Here is a 23717-nt window from a genome sequence, read left to right as displayed (position 1 = left end):
TCTGAATGAGAAGAGGGAGCCTGGGCTCCCTCTTCTGTCAGCTGATTTGCAGGATTAGAGCACCTGGCTCAGGAACTGACGCAGGCGGGGGGAGGGGGGATTGTCGAAGAAGTCGCCGGGCTTCTCGTCCACCAGCAGCTCGCCGCTCTCCATGAAGAGTACCCGGTCCGCCACCTCCCGGGCGAAGCCCATCTCGTGGGTCACCACCACCATGGTCATACCCTCTTTCGCCAACCCTTTCATCACGTCCAGCACCTCCCCCACCATCTCGGGATCCAGGGCGCTGGTGGGCTCGTCGAACAGCATGATGCGGGGCTGCATGGCGAGCGCCCGGGCGATGGCCACCCGTTGCTGCTGGCCGCCGGAGAGCTGGGAGGGGTAGCTCTGGGCCTTGTTGGAGAGGCCTACCTTGAGCAGCAGCGCCTTGGCTCTCTCTTCGGCCTCTGCGCGGGAGAGCCCCCGCACCTTCTGGGGGGCCAGACTGATGTTGTCCAGCACGCTGAGGTGGGGGAAGAGGTTGAAGGACTGGAACACCATGCCCACCTCTTCCCGCAGCTTGTTGACGTCACCGGGCTCGGTCAGGCTGATGCCGTCCACCACTATGTGGCCGTCGTTGATGGTCTCCAGCTGGTTGAGGGTGCGCAGGAAGGTGGATTTTCCGGATCCGCTCGGCCCTACTATCACCACTACCTCCCCTTCGGCCACCTGGGTGCTGACGTTCTTGAGGGCATGGACCTCGCTGCCGTAAAACTTCTCGACGCCCGTCGCCTTGATGATGGGATCAGTGGCTTTCTGCATATGTCACCTCCAACTGCCGGGCCGGAAAGGCGCGGGGTGTGCCGGTCGTCGCAAAGTGTTGAGACTCCTGCCGGGCTCGAACGATAGAGTCAGTTGCTTTTCGCATATTTCACCTCGAGACGGCGGACCAGGAAGGAGAGGGTACCGGTGAGAACCAGATAGAGCAGGGCCACGGTGAACCACACCTCGAACGGGCTGAAGGTGGAGCTCACCACCTCGCGCCCGGCCTTGGTCAAGTCCGTGATGGAGATGACGGAGACCAGGGAGGAGTCCTTGATGAGGTTGATGAACTGGCCCGCCAGCGGCGGCAGCACGCGCTTGAAGGCCTGGGGCAGGATCACGTAGCGCATGGTCTGGGCCGAGGTCATGCCAAGGCTGCGGCCCGCCTCCATCTGCCCCTTGTGGATGGAGGTGATGCCGGCACGCACGATTTCCGCCACGTAGGCGCCGGTGAAGACCGCCAGCGCCGCCACCCCGGCGGTGAAGCGATCCAGATTTAATACGGTGCCGATAAAGAAGTAGACGATGAAGATCTGCACCAGCAGCGGGGTGCCGCGAATAAGCTCCACATAGGTCACCGCCAGGTTGCGCAGGGCGGGATTGGGGGAGAGGCGGGCAAGCCCCGCCAGGGTGCCCAGCAGGATGGCGAAGACGCCAGCCACCAGGGAGAGCTTGACCGTCATCCAGACACCCCAGGCGATGGGGCCGGCGGTCCAGCTTAACTGAGTGTCGAGCGTATCACCGAGGAAGACGGTATCCCCTTCTGCTACCTGCACGCCCTGGGGGGCGATGGCCTGACGACGGCTGGCATCGGCATCGTCTTGCAGGAAGAGTTGTCCCTTTTCTGCGACCACGGTGCCATCAAATTCGGCAAAATGTTTCTGTTCGGCCTGATAGGCGATGTACTGGGGGATGCGCTCCCAGCGCCAGGTGTAATCGACGGCCTGCACGGCCTTGTAGATGCAAAAGACGGCGACCAGCAGCATCAGCAGAAAGACGCCGTGCCAGAGTAGCTGGTTGGGCTGTTTTTCCATCTGTCTTGTGGATTTGGGGTTGATCACTGTCACAACCTCTCTTGTCGTTATTGTGGGAAAAGACTGCGTGAAAGGGGCGGCGAGCCGCCCCTTGAGAGGTTATTTGAGTTGATTCAACCAGGTCGTGGATTCAAACCACTTCTTGTAGAGACGGTCGTAGCTGCCGTCGCCCTTGATCTGGCGCAGGTAGTTGTTCAGCCAGTTGAGGGTGTCCTGATCTCCCTTGCGGATGGCCCAGGCCAGGGGTTCGAAGGTGAACGGCTTGTCCAGGTGCACCACGGCCCCCTGATTCTGGGAGGCGAAGATGGCGTTGTAGGGCAGGTCGTAGATGAAGGCGTCTACCTTGCCGTTGATCACTTCCAGCTTGGCGTCGTCCTGGGTCTCGAACTGCAGCAGGGTCGCCTTGGGGATCATGCGTTTGACCGCTTGTTCACCCGTGGTACCGAGCTTGACCGCGATCTTGTACTTGGGATCGTTCAAGTCCTGGAAGGACTTGATCTCGCCCGCCTTGTCCTTGCGCAGCACTATGGTCTGGCCGACGACGATATAGGGATCGGCGAAGTTGACCCGCAGGTTGCGCTGGGGAGTGACCGTCATGCCGCCCATGATGACGTCGAACTTGTCGGTCAGCAGGGCCGGGATGATGCCGTCCCAGGCGGTGTTGACGAACTCCACCTTGACCCCCATCTCCTTGGCGACCATCTTGGCCAGGTCCACGTCAAAGCCGATGTACTGGCCCTGTTTGTTGGTCATCTCGAAGGGTTGATAGCCGGCGTCGAAGCCGACCCGCAGCACGCCGCGCTCCAGCACGGCGTCGAGGGTGGAGCTGGGGGCGGCGGCGTTGGCCAGCCCGCACAGCAGCAGGGTAGAGAGAATGAGTTTTTTGATCATATCGGTGACGTCTCTGTCGAAAGTGTGTTCGGCCTTGAACCTGCTCCCGTGCGACTCCATGGCACAAGAGACTGCTGCATCCGGCAACAGGCAAGACAGGATTATTGTCTTGGGTCGGGCAAAAGCCCCATATGAGATTCTATGAATGGTCTGCTGAGTGAAAAATGTACCAAAACTTGATTGTGCTAGAAGACTCAATAAGTTAGTGACGATTTTTCCTCGTGGCTTGACTCATAAAACCACACGAAAACAACATATCTATCTAATGGCGCGGGTTCAAGTGCAAAACGCCGTCGGGGTCACTTTGCGCGACTTTCCCATGGCTGAGGGGGATCAAACGAGCATGCCCCCCCTTGGTGCATGTCGTCAAATGACCCTCTTTGTCACCGCATCCAAGGTACACCCTGGAATTATTTGAGCGGGAAGGTGGGCTCCCTCTGTGTCTTGCCATGGCCTTCCCATATACTCAGCCATCCTCACAGGAAGGCCCGGGTATGGACACCTCAATACTGCTCGAACTGGACGTATTCACCCTGATGCTGATGGCTCTCGGGGGTTACAGTCTCGGTTTCATCACCCTCTCCATCATCTGGGCAACCCACAGGGAGATCCCCGGCCTCGGGCTCTGGTGGTGGTCCAGTCTGTGCGCTCTGGCGGCCCAGTCCCTGTTCTTCCTGCAGGCCTTCTCCCCCAACCTGGCGGGGATCTGGTTCGCCAATCTGCTTATCACCTTCTGCATCGCGTTGATGCCCCTGGCCTTGCAGCGCTTCTTCGGCCAGGCCCCGAGCTGGCGGGCGTTCGCGCTCTTCATGGCGATCTATGTGGTGCTCCTCTGCTGGACCGTGCTGTTCAACGATCACATGGCGCCCCGCGTGCTGCTGGCTTGCCTCAGTTACATGGTGATCGGGGCCGTGATTGTGCGGCAGGTGTGGCGCCACGGCTATCCCGCCTACCTGCCCGCCGTGCTGGTGTTTACCGTGGTCAACGTGCTGCTGTACGGCTTTAACCTGGTGCGGATGGGAGCCCTGTTCAGCGGCGAGGTGCGGGTATTGATGGATCAGCACGCGGTCAACGTGCTGCCCTTCCTCTCCATGCTGATGGGCAACTACCTCTCCACCTTCGGGGTCTTGCTGCTCTGCACTCAGTACCGGGCGCTGGCCCTGCGCCAGCAGGCGAGCCAGGATCCCCTGACCGGCTTGCTGAACCGGCGCGGCTTTATGGCGCGCTGCGCCAAGTCATCCAGACGGGGTGCCCTGGTGGTGCTGGATCTCGACGACTTCAAGCAGATCAACGATCGCCACGGTCACGAGGCGGGGGACAAGGTGTTGGCGGCGGTGGGGGCCTATCTCGCCGCTCAGGGGGATCTGGTGGCCGGCCGCTTCGGGGGGGAGGAGTTCGTCCTGCTGCTATCGGAGCGTGAACCGATCACCCAGCAGGCGCGCTGCGAGCAGATCCGCGAGGGGATAGCGGCGCTGCCGCTGGCCGGCATCCAGATCACCGTCAGCATGGGACTGGTGCCCTGCCAGCACGGCTGGCACTTCGATACCCTGTTCAGCCAGGCGGATCGGGCGCTCTACCAGGCCAAGGGCAGCGGCAAGAACCGGGTCTGTCAGAGCGCCTGACGGGGCGCTCCATTCACGTTGGCGCTCAGGCCGGCTCGGTGGTGAGTGGGCGCGGCGCCTGGGCCTTGAGGAAAGGCAGCAGCAGCAGGGCGGAGACGCCCGCCGCCACCGAGATCACCACGAAGAAGCCGTTCCAGTGCCAGATCTCCAGCACCCTGGCCAGGGGATAGCCCGACAGCGCCGCCCCCATGTAGGCAAACAGGCCGACGAAACCGGTGGCGGCCCCGGCGCAATCCTTGTGGGAGCACTCCGCCGCAGCCATGCCGATCAGCATCTGGGGCCCGAATACGAAGAAGCCGATGGTGAAGAAACAGGCTGCCTGCATCACATAGCTGAAGAAGGGCATCAGCCAGAGCGAGCCCACCGAGAGCAGGATCCCCACCGCGAAGATGAGGTTCATGGGCCCCCGGTTGCCGTTGAACAGCTTGTCCGATCCCCAGCCCGCCACCAGGGCGCCGATAAAGCCTCCCACCTCGAACATCGAAATCGCCGAGTTCGCGCTCATCAGGTTGAAGCCGCGCTCTTCCGTCATATAGAGGTTGCCCCAGTCGTTGATGGCGGTACGCACCACGTAGACCAGCACGTAGCAGCAGGCCAGCAGCCAGATATAGGGGTTACCGAGCACGTATTTGTGCAGGATCTGGCGGGGCGTGAGGCCGGTATCCTGGGTCTGCTGGGCGATCTCCAGGGCATCGTTTCGCCACTGGCCCACCGTCGGCAGCCCCATGGTGCTCGGGGTGTCCCGCAGTCGCCAGCAGAGGAAGAGTCCGGCCAGAATGGCGATGATGCCGGGCACTATCATGCCGTAACGCCAGCCGTGCTGCAGGGCTATGGTGCTGACGATGAGGGGAATGAGAGCCCCGCCCACGTTGTGGGCCGTGTTCCAGACCGACCACCAGGCGCCGCGCTCGGTGCGGGAATACCAGCTGGTGAGCAGCTTGGAGCAGGGGGGCCAGCCCCAGCCCTGGAAGAAGGCGTTGGCCACCATCAGTGCCGCGAACAGCCAGAGCGACGACGAGAGCCCGAACAGTATGTTGATGACCCCGGTCGCCATCAGCCCGAGCCCCATGAAATAGCGCGGGTTGGCTCCGTCGCTGATGATGCCCGAGAGGAACTTGGACACCCCGTAGGTGAGGTAGAACAGGGTGCCGAGCAGACCGATGTCGGCCTTGTCCAGCAGGCCGTTTGCCAGCATGTCCGGCATGGCGAAGTTGAAGCTCTTGCGGGTGAAGTAGAAGACCGCGTAGCCCAGATACATGGTCAGCAGCAGGTGGATGCGCCAGTGGCGATAGGTCGCGTCTATTTCCCGCTTATCCCGCAGCGGCGGCGCCGGTGGGCGGCTCTTGATAAAGCTCAGCATGGCAATCTCTTCTGGCACAAGGACTCAGGCATGGGGCTCCTCCCATTTACGGCGGGGCAGGCAGAGGGTCAGCTCGGTGCCGTGCAGGCAGGAGAGCTGCAAGGTGCCGCCGAGCGCCTGTACCCGCTCGCGGATGCCGAGCAGGCCATAACCCTGGGGGCTGTGCTCGGGCAGGCCGCAGCCGTCGTCCTCCAGTTGCAGCAGCAACTGGCTGTCCTGTTGGCGGGCCTGGATGCGCACCGAGCTGGCATTGGCGTGCTTCACCACGTTGTTGAGCCCCTCCTGGCAGACCCGAAACAGGGTGACCCGCTGGGCATCGGAGAGATCGCTATCCCGCAGCTCCCACTCGAGGCGGGTGACGATGCCGCGGCGCTCGAGTTCGAGCTCTCGCAGCAGCCCCTGCACCGCCTGCTCCAGACTCATGTCGTCGAGCTGACGGGGACGCAGGCGACCGAGCAGACCGCGCACCGCGTCGTAGATGCCAAGCGACAGGGTATCGATGAGGGCGCTGCTCTGGCCGACCCCGGCATTGTCCGGGGCGAGTCGTCGCACTATGCCTGCCTGGGTGCGGATGGCCGTGATGGTCTGGCCGATGTCGTCGTGCAGCTCCCGGGCCACCTCCTTGCGGATGCACTCCTCGGTCTCCAGCAGCCGTTCGGTGAGTTGACGATTGTGGGCGAGCTGGCGGCTGAGCGCCTGGTTTAGCTCTCGCTGGCGCTGGATGCCGGCGCCGAGCAGCAGGCCGGTCAGGCTCTGGGCCAGCAGGGAGAGCAGCAGATCCAGGGGATGCTCGTGCCAGGCCTGGCCCGCCATCAGGGCAACCGTGTTCATCAGGGTGGCGAGCAGGGCCCCCTGCCAGCCGTAACGCCAGGCCATGGCCATGATGGGAATGGCGAGGCAAAACGGCGTGAAGCGCACCAGGGAGTCGGGCAGGCCGAGTTGCAACCAGAGGCTCAGCACGAACAGCAGCAGATACCAGAACAGGTGGCGAAAGCGCCAGTCTACAGGCTGATCGATGAGGGCCGGGCCGAGGGGCACCCAGGTGGCCCGGGTCAGGTAGTGCCAGATCAGCATGCAGGTGGAGGTGAGGGTCAGGCCACCGGTCAGGGTCAGCAGCAGGGCGGTGAGCGCCTCCTCTCCCGCCAGATACCAGAGCAGGGATTGCAGCAGGGCCGCCACCGTCACGGTGGCGAGCAGCACCAGCAGTTGTTGCCAGTCGTTACGCACGCGCTGGCGGCGGGCGATGAGCAGGGGCACCAGGGTGAGCAGGCTGCCGGCCTGGAGAAATGGCCACAGGGGAATGCCGACCTCCTGATCGAGCCACTGCAGCAGCAGGGCCTCGCAGATCAGCAGTGGCGGCCAGTAGGGGAGCGGGCTTTGCAACAGCAGCCCGAGGCGCAGACCGAACGGGAACAGCAGTACCGCCAGGGCCGGGTGCTCCACCAGGTGAAGGCCTATGCTCCAGAGGCAGAACCAGCCGGCGGCGAAGATGAAGCTGGCCGCCAGCGAGATGGCGGCATAGCTGGCGAGGCGGGGGATCACCAGCTGTCCAGCATGCGGTGGGCCAGCTCCACATTGTTGCTGACCTTGAGTTTGTCCATCAGGTTCGCGCGGTGCACGTGCACCGTCTTGGGGGAGAGTCCGAGCTGCTCGGCGATGGCCTTGACCTCCAGCCCGCGTGCCAGCAGCTGCGCCACCTCCCGTTCCCGGTTGGTGAGGGGATCCCGGCTGTTGCAGGCGAGCTTGTGGGCGATGTCCGGGGTCAGGTAACAGCCGCCAAGGGCGGCGGTGCGCACCGCGGCGATGAGCTCATCCGAGCTGCAGCGCTTGGAGAGAAAGCCCTTGGCTCCCGCCTGCAGGGCCTGCTCCACAAGGGCCGGGCTGTCGTGCACCGACAGCATGACCACGGCGAGGCCGGCGGGCAGTTGCCTGAGCAGATCCAGGCCGGACTGATCCGGCATGGAGATGTCGCACACACACAGCTGGACGCCGCTGCCGGGCAGGCCGACGAGGGCCTCTTTGGCTGAGCCGAATTCGGCGACGACCCGCAGATCGGGTTCCAGATTGAGCAGTTGGGCGAAGCCGGAGCGGACGATCTGGTGATCGTCGATGAGGGCAATGTTTATCATGATGTCAGCCTGAGATGGGCGCCCAGGGGGCTGGCGCGGCCAACAAGATACCCGTGGCGTCATCTTGGCTCAAGGGGGAGGGGAAATTGTGAGCAAGATAAGTGGCGATCCGTGCCCAAAGCTTGATCCGGATCAGGCCGGGCACGCGCCGTGCGCCACGGGGCGCGGGCAGCGCGTGCCCCTCTGGCTCAGCGGTGCAGCTCGCCGGCGCGCTCGGGTTGATAGACCACTTCCAGGATCTCCACCTGGATGGTGCGACCGGCGGGACCCGGCCAGGCGATGCTGTCGCCGACTTTCAGGCCGAGCAGGGCGCTGCCGACCGGCGCCAGCACCGAGATCCTGGTCTCATCCCCCAGTGCATCCTTGGGGTAAACCAGCGTCAGACAGAAGTCACTGTCGTTGTTTTGCATCTTGAAGCGCACCGTGCTGTTCATGGTCACCACGTCCGGCGGCATGTCCGCGGGCTCGCGGATCTCGGCGCGATCCAGCTCCTCCTGCAGGGCCAGGTGCTGGGGGTGGTTGCCGAGCAGTTGCTCGATGCGATCGAGATCCAGGCTGGAAATCACGAGATGTGGCTGTTTCATAGGGCATTCCTTATCAATGGCTGACGGGACCAGGATGACGGGCAAGCTGGTCGAAAGATGAATATGGGTTGTGTAATGAGATCGCAAGCGCGATGCCCCCGAGCGACTCGCGCAGCGGGGCGAGGGCGGGGGCTCAGCGGGGTGTGAGCAGACTGGAAAAAATCATGAGCGCTTTCATGTGGATACCATAACCATTCCTGACGGCTTTGGCAATTACCCACACCAACGCTCAGGGTGCCTGATAGTCGTACTGCCTGAGGATGCGGGCCAGGCTGCCATCTTGCCGCATGATATCGATGGCCTGACGCCAGCGCGCGGCCTCACTGGGGGAGAAGTCGGGGTGGGCGGCGAGATAGATGGCCGTGCGTTGCAGGGTTTCGCCCCGCACCAGGTCCGCGAGGGGGAGTCCGGCCTGCTGCTGGGTGTAACGGGCCGTGTTCCAGGCCACGGCCCAGCCCTGGATGCGACCCATGGCCAGCTTGCTGGCGTTGCTTATCTCCTCCGTCACCGCCTCCTCCCTCCCCTTGGGCAGGGGTTGGCTCAGGCTCTGGCCGTAGGAGCCGCGCATCACCCCGAGCGCCAGGGTCGGCAGCTCGCGGCGGGTGAGCGGGGCAGGGTGATGGTCGCGATGGCTGGCCAGCACGAAGGCCTCCTCCAGCAGGGGGGCGACCCAGAGAAACTGCTGTTCCCGCTGGGGGCTCCTGACCGGGGGGAGCAGCAGGGTATCGGGTCGATGGCGGGCCTGGCTGAGGGCGCGGGCCAGCGGCATCAGCTCTATGGTCAGGGGCTCGTGCAGGCGGCGCGCCGCCTCTTCCAGCACCTCGATGGCCATGCCGCTCGGCGCCCCCTGCTGGCTGCGAATGACATAGGGCGGCACCTCGGCGGCGATGACGGTGACGGCCTGGGCGGTCTGGGCCGCCAGCCAGAACGGTGCGACGAGGAAGAGGGAGACGAGAAGACGCATAGGGAGCCGGCCAGGGGATGAGGCCTGGGAGTGTACCATCCCGCCGGCACGGATCCGCCAGCCCCATATAGATAAGAGGGGTCAGTCAAAGAAATCCCGCAGATCCAGGCTCTGGTAGCCGCCGAGTTGCTGCCAGGGCAGCTGTTTGGGCAATGGCCTCGGGGTCACCTCCATCCGGTAGCTGCGATAGCCGTCCAGGCTCGCGGACTCCACCACCAGGGGGATCTGCCACTGGCTCGACCAGAGGATGCGGGTGCGCTGCTTGCCCTCGCGCTTCTCGTACCAGCGCGCCTGGGCGGGGGCAGCCTCATCCAGTGCCGCCATCCCCTGCAACAGGGCCGGATCCACCAGATGGCGGATCTTGTCCCAGTCCGGGGTGAAGCCCACCTGGCCGTACTCCTCCGCAGGCACCTCCACCAGCTGGTTGTGCCAGGCGTCGGCGTAGCGCAGCTGCAGCCCGCCATCTTCCCCGTGCGTGACCCAGCGGGCCGCCATCTGGTGGGTGAAGTGCTTGTGACCCGGATTGGCGTCATGGGTGGCGTGATAGGCGCGGGCGAGCGGCAGGGGGATGAGCCGCTGGCTCCACACCTGGTTGCCGACCCGCATCCACTTCTCCTGCCAGTGGCTCTCCCTGGCGATGCCATCGGCGCCGGTGACGCGATTCTGGTAGCTGATGCGGGTGGCGAGATCCGGAACGTCGTCGAAATAGGCCTGGGCCAACAAGGGGCTGGCGAGCAGCCATAAAGGAAACAGGATTCGAATCATGATGTTCGCTCGAAAGAGCAGGGGCCAGTGCTTATCGGCTGGCCCCTGCCACTTACAGGCCGAGCGCCTCCCGCAGTTTGCCAAACACGCGGGTGTTGTCGAGCGTGCCCTTGAAGCGGGTGCTGCCGGCACCGCCCGCGAACAGCATGACATCGCCGCCACCGTGGGTCTCGGAGCCGAGCTTGACGCCGGTCTCCTGCAGGTAGTCATCCGCCATCACCTGATCGCTGGTGAGGGTGGGGCGAACATCCGGGCGGTTCGGGCCGTTGCCGAACACCAGGGTCGTGAAGGGCTTGCCCTGGGCATCGTTCTGAGTCGAACCGTCCGGGTTCTTCACCAGATCCAGCACTGGGTTGCCCTTGGCGGAGTAGCCGTTGATGGTCATGGTGTGGTCATGATCCGCGGTGACCACGATCAGGGTGTTGCTCAAATCCACTTTGCCGAGCGCCGTCTTCACCGCCTCGTCCAAGGCCACCGCATCGGTGAGGGAGCGTTTGGCGTTGGTGGCGTGCAGGGCGTGGTCGATGCGCCCCCCCTCCACCATCAGGAAGTAGCCTTCGCTGTTCTGGCTCAAGAGATCGATCGCCTTGGCGGTCATCTCGGACAGCGACGGCTGGGTATTGGCGGCCCCCTTGGCGACCCTGTCCAGCTCATAGTCGAGGTGGGACTTGGCACTGAAGAGCCCCAGCACCTTGCCGCTGCCGACCTTGGCGAGATCGGCCTGAGTGGTGACGTACTGATAACCCTGGGCGCGGAGCTCGGCGGTGAGATCCCGGCCATCGGCCCGGCCCCCCTTGTTGCTGGCGCTGTAAGGGGTCCAGTGGTTGGCACCGCCCCCCATCAGCACGTCTACCCCGTCACCGAGCGCCTGGTTGAAGCCGGCGCCGCCCGGTACCGCCTGCTCGGCGATGGCATAGGCCGCATCCCGGTGGCAGATGTGGGAGTAGGTAGCCGCCGGGGTGGCGTGGGTCAGCTCCGTGGTGGTGACGGCGCCGACGGACTTGCCTGCCGCCTTGGCCAGCTCCAGTATGGTGGGCACAGGCGTGCCGTTGTCGCTGGCGCAGTTGTTGACCCCCTTGTTGCCGTTCACGTCCTTGCCGGGTGCCACGGCTTTGGCGTCGCTGCTCATGGCGATCACCTCGTTGTTCATCTTGACCCCCGTGGTGTAGGCCGCCATGGAGGGGGCCGAATCCGTGGTCTGGGCGTCGTGGGAGAAGGTCTTGATGCGCGCGCTTCGGGGCAGCTTCATCATCTCCAGATCCCCCTCTTCCCCGACCTTGAATAGCCGGGTGGCGGTGAGCACCGTGGGGCCCATGCCGTCACCGATAAACAGGATCACGTTCTTGGCATCGGCTGCCTGGGCCTGACCCGCCAGGGCGCCCAGCAGGGCGGTACAGACGAGGGTTTTGTTCATGGCTGATTTCATCAGAATGCTCCTTACAGCTTGGCCGCAGCCTTGACCTTGCCGAACACGGCGGTGTTGTCGAGAGAGCCGTGGAAGCTGTCCGCTCCCTGGCCGATGGCACCGAGGAAGACGTCGGTACCGCCATGGGTTTCGTTGCCGATGTCGCCCGTGCTGACCACCACCTCCTGGTGATAGTCGTTGGCCGAGACGGTGGCGTCATCGAGGGCGGCCACGCTGCTGCGCGGACCCTCCACCCGGTTGTAGCCGTTGCCAAAGCCGATGATGGTGTAGGGCATGCCATCGCTGTCCTTGCTGGGCTCGCCGGTCTCGTAGTTCTTCACGAGCCCAAGCACGCCCGGGTTGCTGGCCGTTGTCTTGCCGGTGCGTTTGGCATAGCCGTTCAGCACCAGCGTGTGGTCGTGATCGGCGGTGACCACGATCAGGGTGTTCTTTAGCTCGGGATCGGTCTTCTTCACCTCGTCGATGGCGGCCTTGATGGCGTCGTCGAAGGCGAGGGTGTCCTGCAGGGCGCGCTTGGCGTTGGTGTCGTGCAGGGCGTGATCGATACGCCCCCCTTCCACCATCAGGAAGTAACCCTTCTCCTTGCCCTGGAGCTGCTTGATGGCCGCTAGGGTCATCTGGCTCAGGGACGGCTCGCTGGCGGGCCTGTCCAGGTCATATTTCATGTGGCTCGAACCAAACAGCCCCAGCAACGGCTTGTTGGCATCGGCCTGGTTCAGCTGATCCAGATTGCTGGCAAACTGATAGCCCTTGGCCTGCATCTCCGCGATGAGGTCGCGGCCATCTGTGCGCTTGCCCTTGGCGGCGGTGGGCAGGAAGAAGCTGCTGCCGCCGCCGAGCACCACGTCCAGCCCCTCTTTCAGGGCCCCGTTGTAACCGGCACCGCCTGGGACCAGCTGGGCGGCGATGTCGGCCTCCAGATCCCGGTTGCAGATGTGGGCATAGGTGGCGGCCGGGGTGGCGTGAGTCACCCGGGTGCTGGTGACAACGCCAGTGCCGCGACCGTCGGCCTTGGCCAGCTCCAGCAGGGTGGTGACCGGCTTGCCGGCGCTCTTGCTGCAGTCGCTCTCCTGGGTGGCGTCGCTGTCCATGCTGATGACACCGTTGTTGCTCTTGACCCCCGTCATGTAGGCCGCCATGGAGGGGGCCGAGTCGGTAACCTGGGAGTCGTGGGAGAAGGTCTTGATGAAGGCCGTCTCCGGCAGGGTGTCTATGGTGAGGCTGCCCTCTTCACCGACACCGTAGATGCGGGCCGCGGTCAGGGTGTTGAGGCCCATGCCGTCGCCCAGGAAGAAGATCACGTTCCTGGCGCTGGGCTCGGGGGGATTGCTGTCGTTCGTGGAGTTGCAGCCGGCGGCCAGGGCGGCGCCGATCATCAATGCAAGTCCTGCCATCTTTCTCATTGGGGTTCGCTCCTTGTAAAACCTGAGCGCAGCCTAGAGGGGTCAGATGACACTTTTAGTGAAATTGGATGACAATACGATGAAGGCGTCATCTAAATGTTATGTTGTATCAATCACTTATTGATGATGCTTCTGTTATTTAACCGCCCTTGATGAAGGGCGCCGGGTGGGACCTGCGGCTTGGTGGTTTGCCTTCATCCGGCTAGAATGACCTGTCAAATTGGGGCGCCAACGGGTAAAATGCGCCCCCTTGCGACGCCAGACGTCCGCCATCGCTCGCCGCTCGTTCCCGCACGCCAGCGCCCGCAGCCCTTACAGAGAGTCACGGATATGTCCATCAACTGGTTCCCAGGCCACATGCACAAGGCCCGCAAAGAGATTGCCGAGGTCATGCCCCAGGTCGATGTCATCATAGAGATGATTGATGCCCGCATCCCCTTCTCCAGCGAAAACCCCCTGGTGCCCGAGCTGCGTGGTGAGACCCCGGTGATCAAGGTGCTGAACAAGGCGGACCTCGCCGATCCCGAGATCACCGAACTGTGGGTGGCGCACATGGAGAAAGAGAAGGGGATCAAGGCGTTGCCCCTGACCCAGCAGGAGCCGGAGAAGATCAAGGCGCTGCTGACCCTGTGCCACGAGATGCTGCCGGAGCGCAACTTCGACCTGCGCGGGGTGCGCGCCATGATCATGGGCATCCCCAACGTGGGCAAGTCCACCCTGATCAACACCCTGGCGGGGCGCATCATAGCCCGCACCGGCAACGAGGCGGGGGTGACCAAGTCCCAGCAGCGGATCAAACTCGACAACAACGTCATCCTGACCGATACCCCGGGATTCCTCTGGCCCAAGCTGAACCCGCCCTCCTGCGGTTACCGGCTGGCTATCACCGCGGCCATCAAGGACACGGTGTTCGACTACGCCGACATCGCCATGTTCGCCGCCGATTACTTCATCAAGGCGTATCCCGAGCGGATCAAGGCGCGCTACCAGCTGAGCGAGCTGCCGGAAACAGAGATAGAGCTGCTGGAGCTCATCGCCCGCCAGCGCGGTTTCATGCGCAAGGGGGGGCTCGCCGATCTGCACAAGGCGTCCGAGATCCTGGTGAACGAGTTCCGCTCCGGCATGCTGGGCCGCATCTCCCTGGAGACCCCGGAGATGGTGGTCGTCGAAATCGTGGAAGCCGAGGCCGAGGCCGAGCAGAAGGCCAAGGAGAAGGCCGAGCGGGAAGAGGAGCGCCAGGCTCGCGCCCGTCGCAAGTACGCCAAGAAGCGCCAAAAATAGCCGCTATTGTGCTTGGTATGAAGAAGAGGCGACCCCAGGGTCGCCTCTTCGTTTTTCAATGAGCAGGAGATTGGCCGAAATGACGGAGCGCCTGGCGACTCGCGGAGCAGACTCACGCTGCCGAGCATGCGCGGAGAAAAACGCCGTCAGCGCCATCTCTGGCGGATTGACAATCCAATCGGCGGTGGCATGATGCGCTCGCATTTTGCCTCTCCTCAGGGTTTTACCCATGACCACATACACCCGGCCGGTGCTGTTATTGCTCTGCGGCCTGCTGCTGCTGACCCTGGCCATCGCGGTGTTGAACACACTCGTGCCGCTCTGGCTCGCCCATGAAAAGCTGCCGACCTGGCAGGTGGGCATGGTCGGCTCCTCCTATTTCTGTGGCAACCTGTTGGGCACCCTGCTGGCGGGGTCGCTGATCAAGCGGGTCGGCTTCAACCGCAGCTACTACCTGGCATCCCTGATCTTTGCCGCAGGCTGTGTGGGCTTGGGCGTCACCCTGGGCTTCTGGAGTTGGCTCGGCTGGCGTTTCATCGCTGGCATCGGCTGCGCCATGATCTGGGTGGTGGTGGAGAGCGCGCTGATGTGCAGCGGCACCGCCCGCAATCGGGGCCGTCTGCTGGCCGCCTACATGATGGTCTATTACGTTGGCACAGTGCTCGGGCAACTGCTGGTCAGCAAGGTGCCGACGGGGCTGATGGAGGTGCTGCCCTGGGTCACCGGTCTGGTGCTGGTGGCCATCTTGCCGCTGCTGTTCACCCGCATCGTTCACGAGCGCGGTGAGCAGCAAGCCACCACCCTGGTGTGGCCCATGCTGCGCCTGCGTCAGGCCCGCCTCGGGGTCAACGGCTGCATCATCTCCGGCATCGTGCTGGGGTCTCTGTATGGCCTGATGCCGCTCTACCTGAATCATCAGGGGGTGAGCGATGCCGGCATCGGCTTCTGGATGGCGGTGATGGTGAGTGCCGGCATCCTGGGTCAGTGGCCCATCGGCCGCCTGGCGGACCGATTCGGGCGACTGCCGGTACTGAGGGTACAGGTCTTTGTGGTGATCCTGGGGGCCATGGGAATGCTCGGAAACCTGGCCATGGGGCCGGCGCTGTTCATCCTCGGGGTGGCGGGCTTCACGCTCTATCCGGTGGCCATGGCCTGGGCCTGCGAGAAGGTCGAACAGCATCAGCTGGTGGCGATAAACCAGGCGCTGCTGCTGAGCTACACCATCGGCAGCCTGCTCGGGCCGACCCTGACGGCTCTGCTGATGGAGCATTACTCCGATAACCTGCTGTTCGTCATGATAGCCGGCGTCTCCTTTATTTATCTGCTGATGCTGCTGCGCAAGATGGGCGAACACAGGACGCCGGTGGCTCATGCCTGATGACCCTGCGAGATAGAGCCGTTTGCTGACGGTCAGCGCTCGGGAGCGGGCTCATGGGGTCACTGTTGTGCTTTATATAAAGAAGAGGCGAGCCTCTTCGTTTAGGAATGTGGGAAGTCACATACGCACGACGGCGCGGCGCAAGGGCTAGCCAAAGCGACGGCGCGCCTCCTCGAACAGGGAGAGATGCAGGGGGATCAGCTGCCGCCAGTCGCGTCGGTAGCCGCCTCCCGGTACGGCGGCGATGGCCAGACCGTGCTGCCGTGCGCTGTCGAACACTATGGCATCCCGCTGGCGCACCCCATCGTCGCTCAGGGAGAGGAAACCCAGCTCGTCCGCATGGTGCACATCTACGCCGGCCTGATAGAGGATGAGATCCGGCTGATAGAGGCGCAGGGCCAGGGCGAGGGCCTGCTCCAATGTGGTGAGGTAGGCATCGTCCTCCATGCCGCCGGGCAGTGGGAAGTCCAGATGGGAGGCGGGCTTGTGGAAGGGGAAGTTGCGCTCCCCATGGAGGGAGAGGGTGATGATGTCCCGGCGACCTGCGCACAGGGCCGCGCTGCCATCCCCCTGATGGACATCGAGATCCACGATCAGCACCTGCTCGCAGCGCCCCTCGTCGAGGCAGGTTTGCGCCGCTATCACCAGATCGTTGAACAGACAAAAACCGCTGCCAAAGCTCCGGTGGGCGTGGTGATAGCCGCCGGAGATCTGCAGGCCGCACCCCTCGGCCAGGGCATGGCGGCTGGCGGCCAGGGTCGCACCGACAGAATGGAGGGTGCGTTCGATGAGTAGTGGCGACCAGGGAAAGCCGAGCCGGCGGACGGCGTCCCGCTCCAGGGTGCCGGCGAGGGCGGCATCCACATAAGCGGCGTCATGGACTCGCATCAGCTGCTCCCGGCTGGCGGGGCTGGCCAGGGTGAGCGGATAACCCTGCTCCGAGAGCATCTGGTAGAGCGCCTGATACTTGGCCAGCGGAAAGCGATGGCGTTCTGGCAGCGTCAGGGCGGAGTAGCTGTGGTGATGGAAGATGCGAAGGGACATGGGATCCGAGTCCGTGCGAAATGAAAAAGGGGAGCCTGGCTCCCCTTATTACTGGCACTCAGGCGCCATCATTGCTGCTGGATGACCCAGATCTGGAAGGCCTTGCGGGTCTCGGCGTCAGCCTTGTTGTACCAGCTCTGCAGCTGGGTCAGGGCTTCCGGGTTGCTCATGGCCTTGCTCGGGGCCACTTCCACCGGTGCGCTGGCGGCGGCCATCACGGCGGCGGTGGAGACGGCAACTGTCTTGGGCTGGTTGAACGCCTTGCCCATCTTGATGAGCTCCTGTTGATAGTCACGGGTCAGCTGGAAGCCACCTACGGTCGGCATGATGAACTGTTCGGATTTCAGGGTTTGGCCGGTGGCTTTGTCTTTCAGGACGACGTTCTGATCCTTGACGAAACGCCGGGCTTCGTCTTCCTTGCGGGGCTTCTTGAAGTCGAGGAACAGCAGCTGGTTGTCGGCGGCGGTGAAGTTGATCACCAGGGGCTCGGCGGTCACCAGCTTGGTTTCGCTGCGGCTGGAGTAGTTGCCTTCGAAGGCGACGACGACCTGGTGCTTACCGGGCTCCAGGGAGAAGACGGTGGCTTTGTCGAGCAGCTGGGGGTTGACGGGTTCGCCATCGAGCAGCTGGATGACATAGGGATTCGTTATTTCCAGTTGGCTAGCGGCCAGGGCGCTACCTGCCCACAACAGACCAGCCAGGGCCGGTACCAGAACAGTCAGTTTCATTTCATCTCCTTGAACAGTCAGGCGAGTGCCCACTGAAAAATAGGGGCTCATTTTTGCAGGTTTGCCGCAGAGCGGCAATAGGTGTTTAGGGCGTCTCTGACGGGGTTGGCAGCCTCTTTTCTCGCAAAAGAAGAGCCGGGCAGTCGATCCTGTGGCCTACTCCACGCGCCGGGTGAAGGGGGGCAGGGCATCCAGCAGCCCCTTGCCATAGCGCTTGGTCAGCAGGCGTCGGTCGAGAATGGTGACCCGTCCCCGATCTGCCTCTTTGCGGATGAGGCGGCCACAGGCCTGGATGAGCTTGCGGGAGGCCTCCGGCACCGTGAGCTGCAGGAAGGGATTGCCGCCACGCTGTTCTATCCACTCGGCGGTGGCCTCTTCCACCGGGGAGTTGGGGACCGCGAAGGGGAGCTTGGTGATCACCAGGTTGGTGAGGTAGTGGCCCGGCAAATCCAGTCCCTCGGAGAAGCTGCCGGTGCCAAACAGTATGCTGGCCTGACCGCCGTCGCACTTCTGCTTGTGCAGGGTCAGCAGGGCGCTGCGGGATGCCTCCCCCTGCACCAGCAGGGAGAGCCCCTTGGCCCGGAGCCCCACCGCCACCTCGTTCATCTGCCGGTAGGAGGAGAAGAGCACCAGGCTCGCCTCCTTGCCCGCCAGCAGCCGGGGCAGGGTGTCTATCAGCTCCTGGGTGAAGGCGGGGGCGCTGGGCTCATGGACCATCCTGGGCAGATAGAGCTCCGCCTTGTGGTAGTCGAAGGGGGAGCGCAGACGCAGATAACGGGTGCCATCGTGTTCCTTGAGCCCCACCTGATGGCGGAAGTAACTGAAGGAGGAGAGGGCGGTGAGGGTGGCGGATACCAGCACGGCGCCGAGGCATTTTGACCAGAGCCACTCCTCCAGCAGGTAACCCACCTCGATGGGGGAGGCGTGCAGCCAGATGTCGCCCTCTTCCCCCTTGGCCATCCAGCGAGCCAGCGGCGTCTTGCCGGTGGGCACGTGGCGGCTCAGCATCTCCCACAGGGCGCAGAAGCTCTCCAGCCGCTGCAGATGGAAGCCGCTCTCCGCCAGCAGGGGCTCGGCCTCCTTGCGGCGGATCTCTCCATCCTTGAGTGCCTCGCCGATGGCCCCCTGCATCCTGTCCAGGGCTCGCAGCGCCTTCTTGCTAGCCTCTTTCAGATTCTCCGCCAGCATGGGCAGGGGATCCGGCAGCACGCCGTCGGCGAATCGATAGTGCTGCTCGCTGCCAAAGAGATGATCGTTGCCGACAAGCCACTGCTCCAGCGCCTTGAGGTCCGGCTGCAGGGAGGCCAGCGCGTCCTGCAACTTGAGCTGAGGGTCCAGCAGGCTCTCCTTGTTGAGGGCCCGGGCCAGCTTGCCGGCACTCTGTACCAGCTTCTCCAGCCAGCGGCGCGAACCCTTGACGCTGGCGGAGGCCGCCCCGTGATCCCGCGCTATGGTGGGCAGGTGATGGGCTTCGTCCAGCACGTAGATGCACTCGTCCGGTGGCGGCAGTATGATGCCGCCACCCATGGTGAGGTCGGAGAGCAGCAGGGCGTGGTTGACCACCAGCACGTCGGCGGCGTCCATGTCGTTGCGGGCGCGGTGGAAGGGGCAATGCTGGTGATGGCTCAGGGCCTTGTTGCAGCTGTGGCGATCGGCGGCAATCCTGTCCCAGCAGAGATCCGGGATGGGTTTGGGCCAGTTGTCTCTATCGCCGTCCCATTTCCCCTCGGTATAGGCCTGCCACAGGGCCTGATAGCGATCCTTGTCGGCATCCGAGGGCTTGTGTTTGCTCAAAGCACCGAAATCCAGCTCGAAGTTGGCCATCTCGCCGCCGCTGGCCGCCTGCTCCAACAGGTGCTCGCAGCAGTAACGCTGGCGCCCCTTGACCAGCATGAAGCGAAACGGCAGTTCGCTGTGCCTGTGGTAGAAGGGCAGGTCCTTGTGGATGAGCTGCTCCTGCAGGGCGACGGTGGCGGTGGAGATCACCAGCTTCTTCTGGGTGAGGCGCGCCACCGGGATGGCGCCCTGGGCATAGGAGAGGGATTTGCCGATGCCGGTGCCCGCCTCGGCCACCAGGATGCGGCGGGCCCTGTCGTATTCACCGGTCAGGGTTTTGGCGATCTCGGCCACCAGAAAGTTCTGCTCTTTACGGGGCACAAAACCGGGCAAGCCATCGGCAATCTGTCGATACGTATTGCGAATGGTGGTTTTGAGGCGGGTAGATAGCATAAATGAGTTCTGGTCGTGTCGGGGGAGATGGAGACAGGATACCCGCAACGGGGCGCCGGGGTCGAGGAAGGGAGCGACAGGGGCTTCATCCTCGACTCGGCATTTATAGTATGAGGACTCAAATCGGTGCAATAAATCACCAGTGCCGGGTTGTTAAGGCAGAGAGAATGACTGTAAACGTTTTCCCTGGTGAGCTCGGCAATGTGGGAGTCAGCTCACAAAATTTTTGCTTTGACTAAGCATTTCGCAAAAAGTTCCAAGTTTTTTCGTTGCGGATTGGAAAACCCGGTGATAGTCTCGGCCCCATAGTGATGCAAAGAACATCGCTAACACAGGGAATAACAAGGACTTAGTGTTTAATTACAGTAGGCATTGGAAACAATTATGAAAAAGACAATTCTGGCTATTGCTATCCCGGCTCTGTTCGCTTCTGCCGCTAACGCCGCAGTGGTTTATGACAAAGACGGTGTCACTTTTGATATCTACGGCCGTGTTCAGGCTAACTATTATGCAGACCATAACAAGTCTGTTGGCGCAACTGACGGTTCTTGGGGTTTCAGTGACACTGGTGCTCCTGAGTTCACTCCAGGTACTCCTGCGCACTACTCTGATGTGGATGGTGAACTGGTTGGTTCTTCCCGTCTGGGCTGGTCCGGTAAAGTTGCGCTGAACAACACCTGGTCCGGTATCGCCAAGACCGAGTGGCAAGTTTCTGCCGAAAACTCCGACAACAAGTTCAACTCCCGTCACATCTACGTCGGCTTCGACGGCACCCAGTACGGCAAGATCATCTTTGGTCAAACCGACACCGCGTTCTACGACGTGCTGGAGCCGACCGATATCTTCAACGAATGGGGTGACGTAGGTAACTTCTACGACGGTCGTCAAGAAGGCCAGATCATCTACTCCAACAGCTTCGGCGGTTTCAGCGGCAAGCTGTCCTACCAGACCAACGATGACGTAGCCGTCAAGGTTACCGACATCGGTCAAGGCATCAAAGAAGACGCTGTATACGGCAAGAACGTGAAGCGCAAGTATGGCTACGCCGCCGCAGCTGGCTATGACTTCGACTTCGGTCTGGGCTTCGATGCCGGTTACGCTTACTCCGATCTGGAAAGCACCACCAGCAGCGCTTCTGGCGACAAGAAAGAGTGGGCCCTGGGCGCACACTACGCCATCAACGGCTTCTACTTCGCCGGTGTGTACACCCAGGCTGACCTGAGCTACGACAACACTGTTGCCGGTAGCAACAAGGACAAGGGCCGTGGCTACGAGCTGGCTGCTTCCTACAACGTTGACGCCTGGACCTTCCTGGCCGGTTACAACTTCACCGAAGGTAAGGTTGCTTCCAACTCTGCTGGTGCTTCTTACGAAGACATCGTTGACGAAACCCTGTTGGGCGTGCAGTACAACTTCACTTCCAAGCTGAAGGCCTACACCGAGTACAAGATCCAGGGTATCGACAACCTAGACGACGAGTTCACCGTTGCCCTGCAGTACAACTTCTAATCCAGTCCTGACACTGAGTTAGTGAAGAAACGGCCAAGCCTAGCTTGGCCGTTTTATTTTTTGTGCCCTCGTTCCCCCCATTTCACCGCCCATTCCCGCGCAGCATCACGTTGCCACGTTTCTTCCCTTGGTTTTCCCAGGTTGGATCGCTAGATTATTCAATTCGTTGAAGGAACGTTGACCGACAGGGAAGCACTGGATTGATCGATTTCACCCACCCCGAGTGGCGGGCCTTGGCGCAGCAGCTGCTGGCGGAATCCGCCCCCGTGCTCCGTGCGCGCCAGTGGCAGCCTCTCATCGGCATGCTCAGGGACAATCAACTGCTGCTGGCCCTCGGCAACCATCGCTATGAGCTGACTCCGGCGGGCCGCCGTTATCTGACCCGTGAGCTGACCCTGGCCGAGATGGCGTGCGCGCCCCTCGAGCCGGAGGAGTGGTTGCATGAACAGGGCTGGCAGCTGGGGGAGCGCGTCAACGAGCGCGTGCTGGCGGCGCTCTATCGCAAGGGGTCGGGGAGTTTCAGTCCCATCGAGCAGATCAACTTTGAGGACAAGGGGATAGGGCTCTGCCGGGATCAATCCCTGCGGCTGCGGGCGACGCACCCTTTCAGCCTGTTCTTCAGCGGGGGGCGACTGCTGGATGCGGGCCCCTGGCTGGAGAGCCTCGGGGAGGTGGCGCTCCCCGTGCGCACCCTGGGGGGACTTGGCAAGATCCTGTGGGGAGAGGGGGACATACAGAGGGTGATCAGCACCGACTCCCTCGGCGTTTTTGCTGAGCTGGCACTGCCTGCCGATGCCCTGCTGGTCTGGTTGCCTCCCGAGGAGCCCGGTGCCTTGCAGTCCCTGATCGCCGCGCTGCCGCCCCACACCGTCTGGAGCCATCAGGGGGCCCTGGAGCCTGCGGCCATCGATCGGGTGCTGATGCTGGCCGAGCGGCTGGGCCGGCCGGCGAGCTGGTGGCTGCCACTGACCCTGGCCCCCATCAAGGAGGCCTATGCATCCCCCCTGGGGGATTCCCGTCCCTGGGAGCCGAGCCGGATCCCGCGGCCACTGTTGGCACTTTGTAGCGATTTGATCGAGTCAAACAGGGGTTTGTCCGCCGAAGTCTGCGCCCTGGCACCAGAGTGGCATGCGGTCGGTGGATAGGCTGGTGGATCCGGTCAAAGATGCCTGCGAAAAAGCGGTTTTCCCCTATTGAGCACGGTGGTATAAAGGGCTGACGATGCGCTCGCCTGCGGGCGCTTTTGTTTGCCACTTTTTTGTTTCAAAAACGCGCCTGCCACCCAACACATTCAATGGAATACAGGGACTACCATGTTTGAAAAGGTTGTTGCCGCCCCAGCGGATCCTATCCTGGGCCTGACCGAAGCTTTCCGTGCCGACACTCGCAGCCACAAGATCAATCTGGGGGTCGGGATCTACAAGGATGAATCCGGTGCCACCCCCATACTGCACTGCGTGAAGCAAGCCGAGCAGAAGCTGCTCAGTGACGAGAAGACCAAGAATTACCTCGGCATCGAGGGCAATATCGAATATGCCCGCATCGTGCAGCAACTGCTGTTCGGGCAGGATGCCGCCCTGATCGCGAGCGGCCGTGCCAAGACGGCGCAGGCGCCGGGCGGTACCGGGGCCCTGCGCATCGCCGCCGAGTTCGTGGTGCGCAACGGACTGGCCAGGACCATCTGGATCTCCGATCCCACCTGGGCCAACCACGTCAGCGTGTTCCAGGCCGCGGGTCTCTCCGTTAAATGGTACAAATACTACGACGCCGCCACCAAGGGGCTGGATTTCGCCGCCATGCAGGCGTCGCTCTCCGAGGTGCAGGCCGGCGATCTGGTGCTGCTGCACGGCTGCTGTCACAACCCGACCGGTATCGATCCGACTACCGAGCAGTGGCAGGCCCTCGCCAAACAGAGTGCGGCCGCCGGCTGGCTGCCGCTGTTTGACTTCGCCTATCAGGGCTTCGCCCGGGGTATCGAGGAGGATGCGCAAGGTCTGCGGATCTTCGCCGAGTGCCACGACGAGTTGCTGGTGGCGAGCTCCTTCTCCAAGAACTTCGGCCTCTACAACGAGCGGGTCGGCGCCTTCACCCTGGTGAGCGCGAACAAGGCCGTGGCCGACGTGGCCTTCACCCAGGTGAAGACCGTCATCCGTGCCAACTATTCCAACCCGCCGTCACACGGCGCCGCCGTGGTGACCGCCATCGTCAGCGATCCGGCGCTCTACGCCGAGTGGGTGGAAGAGGTGACCGCCATGCGGGTGCGCATTCGTGAGATGCGTGAGTTGCTGGTGGCCAAGCTCGCCGAGCGCGGTGTCGCCCAGGACTTTGGCTTCATCCGCGAGCAGAACGGCATGTTCTCCTTCTCCGGCCTCTCCAAGGATCAGGTGGAGCGCCTCAAGAGCGAGTTTGCCATCTATATCGTCGGCTCCGGCCGGATCAGCGTGGCCGGGATCACCCGCGCCAACATAGATCCGCTGTGCGACGCCATCGCCAAGGTACTGTAAGCGAGAGCCTGCACACCTGGATTGATGTTGAATGCTGACAAAAAGCCCGCCAGATTTGGCGGGCTTTT

At 62.9% G+C, this 23717-nt stretch carries 20 protein-coding genes; 6 read left to right on the top strand and 14 right to left on the bottom strand.

All coding sequences use genetic code 11. From position 1 onward, the window contains the following. Positions 1-54: 54 nt before the first annotated feature. From ACT5M9_RS04335 to ACT5M9_RS04325, 3 genes are all read right to left on the bottom strand, one after another. Positions 55-798 carry an amino acid ABC transporter ATP-binding protein gene (locus tag ACT5M9_RS04335; RefSeq protein ID WP_457981425.1) on the bottom strand — a complete coding sequence of 248 codons (744 nt, stop codon included), beginning with the start codon at positions 796-798 and terminating at the stop codon, positions 55-57. Between the two features lie 89 nt (positions 799-887). After that, positions 888-1832 (bottom strand): amino acid ABC transporter permease, encoded by a 945-nt coding sequence (locus tag ACT5M9_RS04330; protein WP_457981427.1) that lies wholly within the window; start codon positions 1830-1832, stop codon positions 888-890. Positions 1833-1931: 99 nt separating this feature from the next. After that, complete coding sequence (locus tag ACT5M9_RS04325; RefSeq protein WP_100859300.1) at positions 1932-2723, bottom strand: transporter substrate-binding domain-containing protein; 792 nt, start codon at positions 2721-2723, stop codon at positions 1932-1934. Between the two features lie 494 nt (positions 2724-3217). On the opposite strand from ACT5M9_RS04325, the gene ACT5M9_RS04320 reads away from it, so the two are divergent. After that, entirely contained in the window at positions 3218-4345 is a 1128-nt protein-coding gene (locus tag ACT5M9_RS04320; RefSeq protein ID WP_457981429.1) for a GGDEF domain-containing protein, read from the top strand. Between the two features lie 25 nt (positions 4346-4370). Here ACT5M9_RS04320 and ACT5M9_RS04315 read toward each other — a convergent pair whose 3' ends face one another. The 8 genes from ACT5M9_RS04315 to ACT5M9_RS04280 all read right to left on the bottom strand — a co-directional run bounded on the left by ACT5M9_RS04315 (position 4371) and on the right by ACT5M9_RS04280 (position 12976). Then, on the bottom strand, positions 4371-5705 hold the full coding sequence (locus ACT5M9_RS04315) for an MFS transporter (RefSeq protein ID WP_457981430.1): 1335 nt from the start codon (positions 5703-5705) through the stop codon (positions 4371-4373). Positions 5706-5729: 24 nt separating this feature from the next. Further along, complete coding sequence (gene uhpB, locus ACT5M9_RS04310) at positions 5730-7247, bottom strand: signal transduction histidine-protein kinase/phosphatase UhpB (protein WP_457981432.1); 1518 nt, start codon at positions 7245-7247, stop codon at positions 5730-5732. Further along, positions 7244-7834, bottom strand: coding sequence for a response regulator transcription factor UhpA (gene uhpA, locus ACT5M9_RS04305; protein WP_457981434.1), 591 nt, complete (start codon positions 7832-7834; stop codon positions 7244-7246). Before uhpA ends, uhpB begins: the two co-directional genes overlap by 4 nt. A 188-nt stretch (positions 7835-8022) precedes the next feature. Next, positions 8023-8418, bottom strand: a complete 396-nt coding sequence (gene rnk / locus ACT5M9_RS04300) for a nucleoside diphosphate kinase regulator (RefSeq protein ID WP_457981436.1) — start codon at positions 8416-8418, stop codon at positions 8023-8025. Positions 8419-8647: 229 nt separating this feature from the next. Then, a complete protein-coding gene (locus ACT5M9_RS04295; RefSeq protein ID WP_457981438.1) occupies positions 8648-9382 on the bottom strand; it encodes a substrate-binding periplasmic protein in 735 nt (244 codons plus the stop codon). An 81-nt stretch (positions 9383-9463) separates the two neighbouring features. Next, positions 9464-10147: a hypothetical protein gene (locus ACT5M9_RS04290; RefSeq protein WP_457981440.1), complete on the bottom strand. Its 684-nt coding sequence runs from the start codon at positions 10145-10147 to the stop codon at positions 9464-9466. 52 nt (positions 10148-10199) lie between these two features. Further along, complete coding sequence (locus ACT5M9_RS04285) at positions 10200-11573, bottom strand: alkaline phosphatase (RefSeq protein WP_457981441.1); 1374 nt, start codon at positions 11571-11573, stop codon at positions 10200-10202. Between the two features lie 11 nt (positions 11574-11584). Continuing rightward, positions 11585-12976, bottom strand: coding sequence for an alkaline phosphatase (locus tag ACT5M9_RS04280; protein ID WP_457981442.1), 1392 nt, complete (start codon positions 12974-12976; stop codon positions 11585-11587). 330 nt (positions 12977-13306) lie between these two features. Here ACT5M9_RS04280 and ylqF point away from each other — a divergent pair, with 330 nt between their 5' ends. Further along, positions 13307-14257 carry a ribosome biogenesis GTPase YlqF gene (gene ylqF / locus ACT5M9_RS04275; RefSeq protein ID WP_457981444.1) on the top strand — a complete coding sequence of 317 codons (951 nt, stop codon included), beginning with the start codon at positions 13307-13309 and terminating at the stop codon, positions 14255-14257. A 229-nt stretch (positions 14258-14486) separates the two neighbouring features. Continuing rightward, positions 14487-15635 (top strand): MFS transporter, encoded by a 1149-nt coding sequence (locus ACT5M9_RS04270; RefSeq protein ID WP_457981446.1) that lies wholly within the window; start codon positions 14487-14489, stop codon positions 15633-15635. Between the two features lie 147 nt (positions 15636-15782). On the opposite strand, the gene ACT5M9_RS04265 is transcribed toward ACT5M9_RS04270, so the two are convergent. The 3 genes from ACT5M9_RS04265 to dinG form a co-directional block, all read right to left on the bottom strand. After that, positions 15783-16679, bottom strand: a complete 897-nt coding sequence (locus ACT5M9_RS04265) for a histone deacetylase family protein (protein WP_457981448.1) — start codon at positions 16677-16679, stop codon at positions 15783-15785. A gap of 68 nt (positions 16680-16747) precedes the next feature. Beyond that, the gene (locus tag ACT5M9_RS04260) at positions 16748-17407 is read right to left on the bottom strand and encodes a YccT family protein (RefSeq protein WP_457981450.1); all 660 of its coding nucleotides are present in this window, start codon (positions 17405-17407) and stop codon (positions 16748-16750) included. A gap of 156 nt (positions 17408-17563) precedes the next feature. Then, positions 17564-19636, bottom strand: a complete 2073-nt coding sequence (gene dinG / locus ACT5M9_RS04255; RefSeq protein ID WP_457981452.1) for an ATP-dependent DNA helicase DinG — start codon at positions 19634-19636, stop codon at positions 17564-17566. 384 nt (positions 19637-20020) lie between these two features. Between dinG and ACT5M9_RS04250 the strand changes: the two genes are divergently transcribed. From ACT5M9_RS04250 to ACT5M9_RS04240, 3 genes are all read left to right on the top strand, one after another. After that, complete coding sequence (locus tag ACT5M9_RS04250; protein ID WP_438548948.1) at positions 20021-21145, top strand: porin; 1125 nt, start codon at positions 20021-20023, stop codon at positions 21143-21145. A gap of 200 nt (positions 21146-21345) precedes the next feature. Beyond that, a complete protein-coding gene (locus tag ACT5M9_RS04245; protein WP_457981454.1) occupies positions 21346-22290 on the top strand; it encodes a hypothetical protein in 945 nt (314 codons plus the stop codon). Between the two features lie 168 nt (positions 22291-22458). Further along, positions 22459-23649 (top strand): amino acid aminotransferase, encoded by a 1191-nt coding sequence (locus ACT5M9_RS04240; RefSeq protein ID WP_457981456.1) that lies wholly within the window; start codon positions 22459-22461, stop codon positions 23647-23649. Positions 23650-23717: the final 68 nt, after the last annotated feature.

The sequence above is a fragment of the Aeromonas sp. AE23HZ002T15 genome, assembly GCF_054165525.2.
Note: the sequence above shows the minus strand (reverse complement) of the source record. Positions and strands in the feature narration are given on the sequence as shown.